The 8,646-nt window shown below is 68.0% G+C and carries 4 protein-coding genes; all 4 read left to right on the top strand.

Annotation, left to right across the window (positions count from 1 at the left end; all coding sequences use genetic code 11):
• Positions 1 to 7: 7 nt before the first annotated feature.
• The 4 genes from glgX (at position 8) to treY (ending at position 8,234) form a co-directional block, all read left to right on the top strand.
• The gene (glgX, locus tag DBV35_RS24245; RefSeq protein WP_108662978.1) at positions 8 to 2,086 is read left to right on the top strand and encodes a glycogen debranching protein GlgX; all 2,079 of its coding nucleotides are present in this window, start codon (positions 8 to 10) and stop codon (positions 2,084 to 2,086) included.
• 174 nt (positions 2,087 to 2,260) lie between these two features.
• Positions 2,261 to 4,057, top strand: a complete 1,797-nt coding sequence (gene treZ / locus DBV35_RS24240; RefSeq protein ID WP_108662977.1) for a malto-oligosyltrehalose trehalohydrolase — start codon at positions 2,261 to 2,263, stop codon at positions 4,055 to 4,057.
• Positions 4,054 to 5,835 carry a 4-alpha-glucanotransferase gene (malQ, locus tag DBV35_RS24235; RefSeq protein WP_108662976.1) on the top strand — a complete coding sequence of 594 codons (1,782 nt, stop codon included), beginning with the start codon at positions 4,054 to 4,056 and terminating at the stop codon, positions 5,833 to 5,835. Before treZ ends, malQ begins: the two co-directional genes overlap by 4 nt.
• Positions 5,832 to 8,234: a malto-oligosyltrehalose synthase gene (gene treY / locus DBV35_RS24230; protein ID WP_108662975.1), complete on the top strand. Its 2,403-nt coding sequence runs from the start codon at positions 5,832 to 5,834 to the stop codon at positions 8,232 to 8,234. Before malQ ends, treY begins: the two co-directional genes overlap by 4 nt.
• The last annotated feature ends 412 nt before the right edge of the window (positions 8,235 to 8,646 follow it).

Below are 8,646 nucleotides of genomic sequence, written 5' to 3'. Positions count from 1 at the left end.
AGGCTCTATGAAAATTGAATCGGGGTCGCCGACGCCACTCGGCGCGAACTGGGACGGTTCGGGGACCAACTTCGCCCTCTTCTCGGCAAATGCCACGAAGGTGGAGCTGTGCCTGTTCGACTCGACCGGGCGGCGCGAGACCGATCGATTCGAGATGCCGGAACACACGCACGATGTGTGGCACGGCTATTTTCCGGAGATCTGGCCCGGCCAGAAATATGGCTACCGCGTCTACGGCCCTTACGAGCCCGAGGCCGGACACCGGTTCAATCCGAACAAGCTTCTGATCGATCCTTACGCGCGTGCGCTCAGTGGTGAGCTTCGCTGGCACGATTCGATGTTCGGCTACCGCCTCGGATCGAGCCGCGAGGACCTCTCCTTCGACCGCCGCGACTCCGGTCCCGCGATGCCGAAATGCATCGTGGTGGACGAGGCAACCACTTGGGGCACCCACCGCAAGCCGAAGGTGCGCTGGAGCGACACCGTGATCTACGAGGCGCACGTGAAGGGCATCACCGCGATGCACCCGGACGTGCCCGACCATCTGCGCGGCACCTTCGCGGGCCTCGCCGACCCGCGCGTGATCGACCATTTCGTCAAGCTTGGCGTCACGTCGATCGAGCTGATGCCGATCCACTATTTCATCGACGATCGGCATCTTCTCCAAAAGAATTTGCGGAATTATTGGGGCTACAACACCCTCAGCTTCTTCGCGCCCGCCGCGCGATACTTGTCGTACGGGCCGAACCATCACGAGTTCAAGCATCTCGTGCGGCGGCTCCATGATGCGGGGATCGAGGTGATCCTCGACGTCGTGTACAACCACACGGCGGAGGGCAACCAGCTCGGCCCGACACTGTCTTTCCGCGGCATCGACAATGCGAGCTACTACGTCCTTGCCGAGCACAAGCGCTATTATCACGACACCACCGGCACCGGGAACACGGTGAACGTCGCGCACCCGCGCGTGATGCAGATGGTGATGGACAGCCTGCGCTACTGGGTCGAGGTGTGCCGGGTCGACGGGTTCCGCTTCGACCTCGCTCCCGCGATGGCACGCGAGGGGGCGGGCTTCGACCGCTCCTCCGCCTGGCTCGACGCCGTGCTGCAGGATCCGATCCTCTCCAAGGTGAAGCTGATCGCCGAGCCCTGGGACCTTGGCCATGACGGCTACCAGGTCGGCAACTTCCCGCCCGGATGGGCCGAGTGGAACGGGCGCTATCGCGACGACATCCGCTCCTTCTGGAAGGGCGATGGCGGCTATCTTCCCGCGCTCGGCCGCAACCTGCTCGGCTCGGCCGACATCTTCGACCATGCCGGGCGCAAGGCCTGGGCGTCGGTCAACTTCGTGACCGCGCACGACGGTTTCACCCTCATCGACCTCGTCAGCTACAACGAGAAGCACAACGAGGCGAACGGCGAGGACAATCGCGACGGGCACGGCGACAACCGCTCGTCCAACTGGGGCGTCGAAGGCGACACCGACGACCCGGCGATCCTGGAGCTGCGCGACCGGATGCGGCGCAATCTGATGGCGACGCTCCTCGTCTCCCAGGGCACCCCGATGCTCCTGATGGGGGACGAGATCGGCCGCACGCAGTACGGCAACAACAACGCATACTGCCAGGACACCGAGATGAGCTGGCTGTCCTGGGGCAAGCATGACGGGCGCGACGAGGCCTTCCTCGCGTTCGTGATCGGCCTCCTGAAAGCGCGGCGCGAGGTGGCGCTCCTGCGCCAGCGCCGCTTCCTCCACGGCGACCCGCTCGACGCCAACGGCGCGAAGGATGTCTGCTGGTTGCGGCCGGACGGGCAGGAGATGGCGCCGGAGGACTGGCTGGAGGGGGAGCCGAAGGTCGTCGCGATGGTGCTCGCCGACGAGAGTGCGCGCATCATCGTGCTCTTCAACGGCTCGACCGAGGACGTGACCTACAACCTCACCGACCCGCTCGCCGGGATGGGCTGGACCCAGCTCTTCAACACCGCCGACGGCATGACCTTCACGGCCTATGAGGGGGACGTCGTGACCTTCCCCTGCGGCGTCGCCAAGCAGTCGATGCTGGCCATCGTCGCCCGCAAGGGCTGAACCGCGCGAGGGGTGCGGTTCGGCACATCACAGCCATGCGTCGCACCGCGCGGGTTAGCCTTGCGCAGGGCGACGCGTGCAGGTTTTCTCACATGAACCACACGACACGCGGGCGGCGTCCGCCGACCCGTGTCCTGCGATCCCGCGACCGCTCACGCCAGGCCGAGAGGAATTGTGACGAAATCCGCTTTCCCCACCACCTGGGGCGCGAATGTCCTCGCTGACGCAAGCGCCCGGTTCCGCCTTTGGGCACCGGACCAGACGACGCTGAAGCTCCGCACCGATTCCGGCGACCTCCCGATGGAGCGGGCCGGGGAGGGGTGGTTCGAATTGACGACCGATCGCGTGCCGGTCGGCGGCGCCTACGCCTACGTGCTCGACAACGGGTTCGTGGTGCCCGATCCCGGCGCGCGCGCCCAGGTCGACAGCGTGCATGGCCCCTCGCGCCTCGTCGACCCGAACGCCTTCGACTGGAAGACGCCCTGGACCGGGCGTCCCTGGGAAGAGGCCGTGATCTACGAGATGCACGTCGGCACCTTCACGACCGAGGGAACCTTCGCGGCGGCGATCGAGAAGCTGCCGCATCTCAAGGATCTCGGGATCACCGTGGTGGAGGTGCTGCCGCTCGCCCATTTCGGCGGCAATCGCGGCTGGGGCTATGACGGTGTGCTGCTCTACGCCCCCCACGCCGCCTATGGCGGGCCGGAGGGCTTCAAGGCCTTCGTCGACGCCGCCCACGCGCTCGGGATGATGGTCTTCCTCGACGTCGTCTACAATCACTTCGGACCGGACGGGAACTATCTCGGCATGTATGCCAGCAAGTTCTTCCATCCGGAGAAGCACACGCCTTGGGGCGCGGCGATCGCCTTCGAGAATCCGGCGGTGCGCAGCTACTTCATCGAGAACCCGCTCTACTGGATCGGCGAATACAATCTCGACGGTCTTCGCTTCGACGCGATCGACCATATTCGCGACGGCTCGGACGAGGCGATCCTCAACGCGATGGCGCGCCGCATCCGCGAAACCTTCGACCGCCCGGTTCACCTGTGCACGGAAGACGAGCGCAACGTCGTCAGCCTGCATCCCTACGTGGACGGGAAGCCGACATACTTCACGGCCGAGTGGAACGACGACTATCACAACGTCATCCACCCGATCGCGACCGGTGACAACGAAGGCTACTACATGGACTTCGTCACCGATCATTGGACGAAGCTCGGTCGGGCGCTGTCGGAAGGGTTCATCTTCCAGGGCGAGAGCTCGAAGATCCACGGCAACACGCCGCGCGGCGAGCTGACGACCGATCAGCCGCTGACCGCGTTCGTGATCTTCAACCAGAACCACGACCAGGTCGGCAACCGTGCCTTCGGCGAGCGCCTCATCGACCTGTCCGAGCACGACGTCGTGGTCGCGCTGACGGCGGTCCTCCTCCTCACCCCGCAGATCCCGCTTCTGTGGATGGGGGAGGAGTGGGGCGAGACGCGGCCCTTCTGCTACTTCACCGACTTCGACGGCGAGCTCGCGGCGGCGGTGCGCAAGGGCCGGCGCAACGAGTTCTCGAAGTTCGACGCGTTCATCGACCCCGACACGCGCGAGGACATTCCGGACCCCAACGAGTTGTCGACGTTCGAGGCCTCGCGCATCGACTGGGAGAAGCCAGGCACGCCCGACGGTGCCGCCTGGATGGAGATCTACAGGACGCTCCTGAAGGCGCGGGCCGAGTTCATCGCGCCGCGCCTCGTCGGGCTGAAGTCCGGCCACGGCACGGTGCTGAAGGCCGATGACGGGATCGTCGACGTCGCGTGGACCCTCGCCGACGGGTCGGTCCTGACGATGGCCATCAATCTCGGCACGGAGGACGCGGGGCCGGTTCCGGAGGGGGCGCTCGTCGCCGCCGTCGCCGCCGGCAAGCTCGCCACGCCCGAGACGCGCACGCCCCACTCGGTCATCGTCACGCTGGTGTCCGCTTGAGCGAGAGCGCGCTCGACAGGGCGGCACGCGCGGCCGGCATCGTTCTCGACCGGCCGGGCGAGCACGCGCCACCCGTCCCCGATTCCACCAAGGAAGCGCTGACGGCGATGCTCGGCCCCGCGCCCGAGCCGCCGCCGAGCGACGGGCGTCCCGCCTATGTGCCGGAGTGGCTCGACGACACGCGCACCTTCGGCATCGCCCTCCAGCTCTACCAGCTCCGCTCGCGGCGCAATCTCGGCGTCGGCGACCTCGCCGATCTCGAGGCGCTGATCCCAACCTTCGCCGCCGCCGGGGCGGATTTCGTGGGGATGAACCCGCTCCACGCCCTCTTCACCGCCGATCCGGAGCGGGCCTCGCCCTTCTCGCCGTCCGACCGGCGCTTCCTCAACCCGCTGATCATCGCGGTCGACAAGGTGCCGGGCTACAGGCCCGAGATGCGCGCGCGCGTCAGCGTCCCCGACGCATCGGAACTCGTCGACTATCCGGCCGTGACCGCCGCGAAGCTCGCGATCCTGAAAGAGATCCACGCCGTCTGGACCGCGGGCGGCGCCGCCGTGCCCGATGCCGATCGCGCGGCGGCCGCCCGCCACGCCGAGGATGGCGGCGACGCGCTCGCCGACTTCGCCCTCTTCGAGGCGCTCTCGAACGCGCTCTTCCGCGAGGGGCACACGGCGGGGTGGATCGACTGGCCCGCCTCCTATCGCGACCGGACGAGCGAGACCGTCCACGCCTTCGCGCTCGCGCACGCGGGTGAGGTCGAGTTTCACCGCTGGCTTCAATTCATTGCCGACGATCAGTTGCGCCGCACACAAGCGGCGGCCGTCGCGGCGGGGATGCGGATCGGCCTCTATCTCGATCTCGCGGTCGGCACCGCGCCGGACGGGGCCGCCACCTGGGCCGATCCCGGCCTCACCATGCGCGGCGTGCGCGTCGGCGCGCCGCCCGACCTCTTCTCCCTCGACGGGCAGGATTGGGGCCTCGCCCCGTTCTCCCCGACCGAGCTCATCGCGCGGAACTTCGCCCCCTATCGCGCCGTTATGTCGGCAGTGATGCGTCACGGGGGCGCCGTCAGGATCGACCATGCGATGGGACTGGAGCGGCTCTTCCTCATCCCGGACGGTGCGACCGCGTCCGGCGGCGCCTATGTCCGCCAGCCCGGCCTCACCGATCAGGTCGTCGACGCCACCCATCATCACAAGGCGATCGCGATCGGCGAGGATCTCGGCGTCGTGCCCCCCGGCTTCCGCGAGCGCATGGCCGCGCGGCGCATCTTCTCGACGCGCATCCTCTCCTTCGAGCGCGGTCCGCGCGGGATGATGAACGCGCCGTCCCGCTATCCGAAGGACGCGCTCGCCTGCATCTCCACGCACGACATGGCCCCGCTCGCCGCATGGTGGGTGGGCGACGAGATCGACATCCGCTTCCGCCTCGGCCGCATCAGCGAGGCGGTCGCGCGCCACGAATATGCCGTCCGTCGCGGCGAGAAGGAGGCGATCCTCGGCCTTGCCGGGCTGCCGCCGCGCCTCGCCGAGGACCCGCTCGGGGACGATATCGTCGTCGCCTTCCACAAGGTCGCCGCGCGCACCGCCTCACGCCTCCTCGCGGTGCGGCTCGAGGATGTCGTCGGCGGGCGGCGTCTCGTGAACCTTCCGGGCACCGACCGCGAGCACCCGAACTGGCGCCACACCCTGCCGCTCGACGTGGAGGACATCGCCGCCTCCGAGCGTCTTGCGCGCACCCTTCGCGCCGTCAGCCGGGAGCGGGACAGGGCGCCATGATCGGGGCGACCTACCGCCTCCAATTCCGCGCCGGCGTCGGCTTCGACGAGGCCTGCGCGATCGTCCCCCATCTCGCCAGGGCCGGCTTCTCCCACCTCTACGCCTCGCCGATCTTCGCGGCGACAGCCGGTTCCACCCACGGCTACGACGTTACCGACCACCAGCGCCTCGACCCGAGCCTCGGCGACGAGGCCGCGTTCGAGCGCCTCGTCGCGGCGCTGCGCGAACACGGTGTCGGCCTCCTCCTCGACATCGTCCCCAACCACATGGCCGCCTCCACCGAGAATCCCTGGTGGCGGGACGTGGTGAAGCACGGGGCGAAATCGCAATATTCCGATCACTTCGACATCGACTGGACGGCCGAGAAACTGATCTTGCCGATCCTCGGCAAACCTTATGGGCGCGCGCTCGCCGATGGTGACATCGTGCGCCGCGACCATCCGGAGTGGGGGCCCGTCCTCTCCGTGCCGGGGCACGACCTCCCGCTGATGCCGGGCACCGAGACGATCGCGGACGTCCACGAATGCCACGAGGCCCAGCCCTACCGGCTTGCCCACTGGCGCCTCGGGCGTGACGGGATCAGCTTCCGCCGCTTCTTCGAGGTGACCGGCCTCGTCGGCGTCCGCGTCGAGGACGAGGCGGTCTTCGACGACGTCCACGCCCTCATCCAGCGCCTCGTCGATGAGGGGAAGGTCACGGCCGTGCGCGTCGACCATGTCGACGGGCTCGCCGACCCGGCCGCCTATCTCGATCATCTCGCCGCCCGGCTCGGCGTGCCGATCCTCGTCGAGAAGATTCTCGAGGGGCACGAGGCGCTGCCGTCCTGGCCGGTGGTCGGCACGACCGGCTACGAATTCATGGCGGCGATGGCCGCGCTCTTCGTCGACGGGGACGGGCTTGCCCGCCTCGCGAGCGACTACCAGGCGATCGGGGAGGACGACATCGCGCTCCTCACCCGCCGCGCCAAGCGCGAGATCATCAACCGCAACCTCTCCGGCGAGCTGCGCCGCCTCGCGAGCCTCGCGCGGACCGTCTTCGCCGACGATCTCGACGCGCGCGATTTCGGCCCCGTCACCGTGCGCGAGGGCATCGCGGCGCTGGCCGAGGGGATGCCGGTCTATCGCACCTACGTGACCGCCGAGGCCGGCCCCGGCGATCGCGAGACGCTGGCGATCGCACGCCGGGACGGGGCGCTCGCCGAAAAGCTCGAAGATTCTTCGATCCTCGACGCGCTGATCGCGCTCCTCCACGACCCCGGCGAGGACCCGTACGCCCGCGAATTCGTGAGCCGCTTTCAGCAATTGACCGGCCCCCTGATGGCGAAGGCGGTCGAGGACACGCTGTTCTTCCGCCATCACCGGTTGCTGGCGCTGAACGAGGTGGGCGGCGATCTCGCGCCCGAACTCGGCCCCGAACGCTTCCTGCGCGTTGCCCAGGTGGACGGGCTTGCGGCTACCCAGACCCACGACACCAAGCGCGGCGAGGATGCCCGCGCCCGCCTCTATGCGCTGTCCGACCCCGTCGCCGTGTCGCTCTGGGAGGACGTATGGCCGCAGCTCCCTTGCGAGGTGTCGCTGCGCTGGCGCTGGGCGTTCGGCCAGATGCTGTTCGCCTCCGCCCCCTTGACGGCGGATCCGGCCTTTCCGGACCGGTTCCGCGAGGCCGCCCTCAAGACCGTCCGCGAGGCGATGGAGGACACGAGCTGGACCCGTACCGACGCCGACTTCGAGGCGCGGGTGATCGCGACGGCCGACGCGATGACCGAGGTCCACGCCGAACGGCTGATGCCACTCTCTGAGGTTGCCCGGTCTGGCGCCGTGATCGGCCTCGCACAGGCCCTCCTCAAGACGACGACCCGTCCCGCCCCGGACATCTACCAGGGGACGTTCGGCTGGGATTTCTCGATGGTGGACCCTGACAATCGCCGCCCGGTCGACTTCGCCGCCGAGGCGCGGCTGTGCGAAGCGGCGCTTGCGGCCGACGCGCAATCGCTCGTCACCGACTGGACGGACGGGCGGATCAAGGCGCGAATCCTCCTCGAGGGACTGGCCGAAAGGCGCGAGAAGCCGGACCTCTTCACGCGCGGCCGGCTGGAGAGCGTTCCGATTCTGGGCTTCGCGCCGGGGGAGGGGGGCGAGGATTGGGCCTCACCCGTGCCGGTCTACGCCTTCACCCGAACCCTTGGCGAAGACGTCGCGCTCGTGGTGGTGCCGGTCCGCCCGCTGCAATTCCTCGGCTCAGGCGGGCTGATTCTGCGCGAGGAATCGCTGGATTCGCTGGCGATCGCGGTCGATCGGCTGCTCGTTGCGCGCGTCACTGGGCTCACCCTTGCACCCGGCGAATCTCCGCTTGCCCCGCATTTCTCAAGATTTCCGGTGCTTTTCGCGACGAGCTGGTGAGGCCGGGGGGATCCGATTCCCCCAAAAGGGCTTCCAGGGGATTCGCGAGGGGGCTATCTGGCCGATCGGGCGGCGGATCGGTCGATTTTTATCCACACCCCCCACCCCTCCAAGGCCCGTAGATCCTAACGAGTCCTTGCCCAAACGGGCGAATTTCTCCCGGTCTGGCTCGAAAACGTGTTGTCCGTGCAACATCGCAGACGGAGTGCGGGGGTTTAGGGGCTTGCGGTGCACGCTTTCCGTTGCCGTGAGCCGGGTGCCTGCGCAATGTCACCTCACGAGCGGGGCGGAACACAAACCGGTCGTAGGTTTGGGCGGGCCGCAGCGGCTTCTCAAATCGAGTTAGAGATCCGGCGACTTTCGGCCCGATGGTCACCGCCGGAATGAAAGTCGAAGGATTTCTGTTGTGAAC

Source organism: Acuticoccus kandeliae, from assembly GCF_003073115.1.
This window is presented reverse-complemented; position numbering and strand designations above follow the sequence as displayed.

Excerpts from the sequence above, each read along its gene's own strand:
- glgX (WP_108662978.1), top strand. The coding sequence starts at position 8 with ATGAAAATTGAATCGGGGTCGCCGACGCCACTCGGCGCGAACTGGGAC.
- treY (WP_108662975.1), top strand. The coding sequence starts at position 5,832 with ATGATCGGGGCGACCTACCGCCTCCAATTCCGCGCCGGCGTCGGCTTC.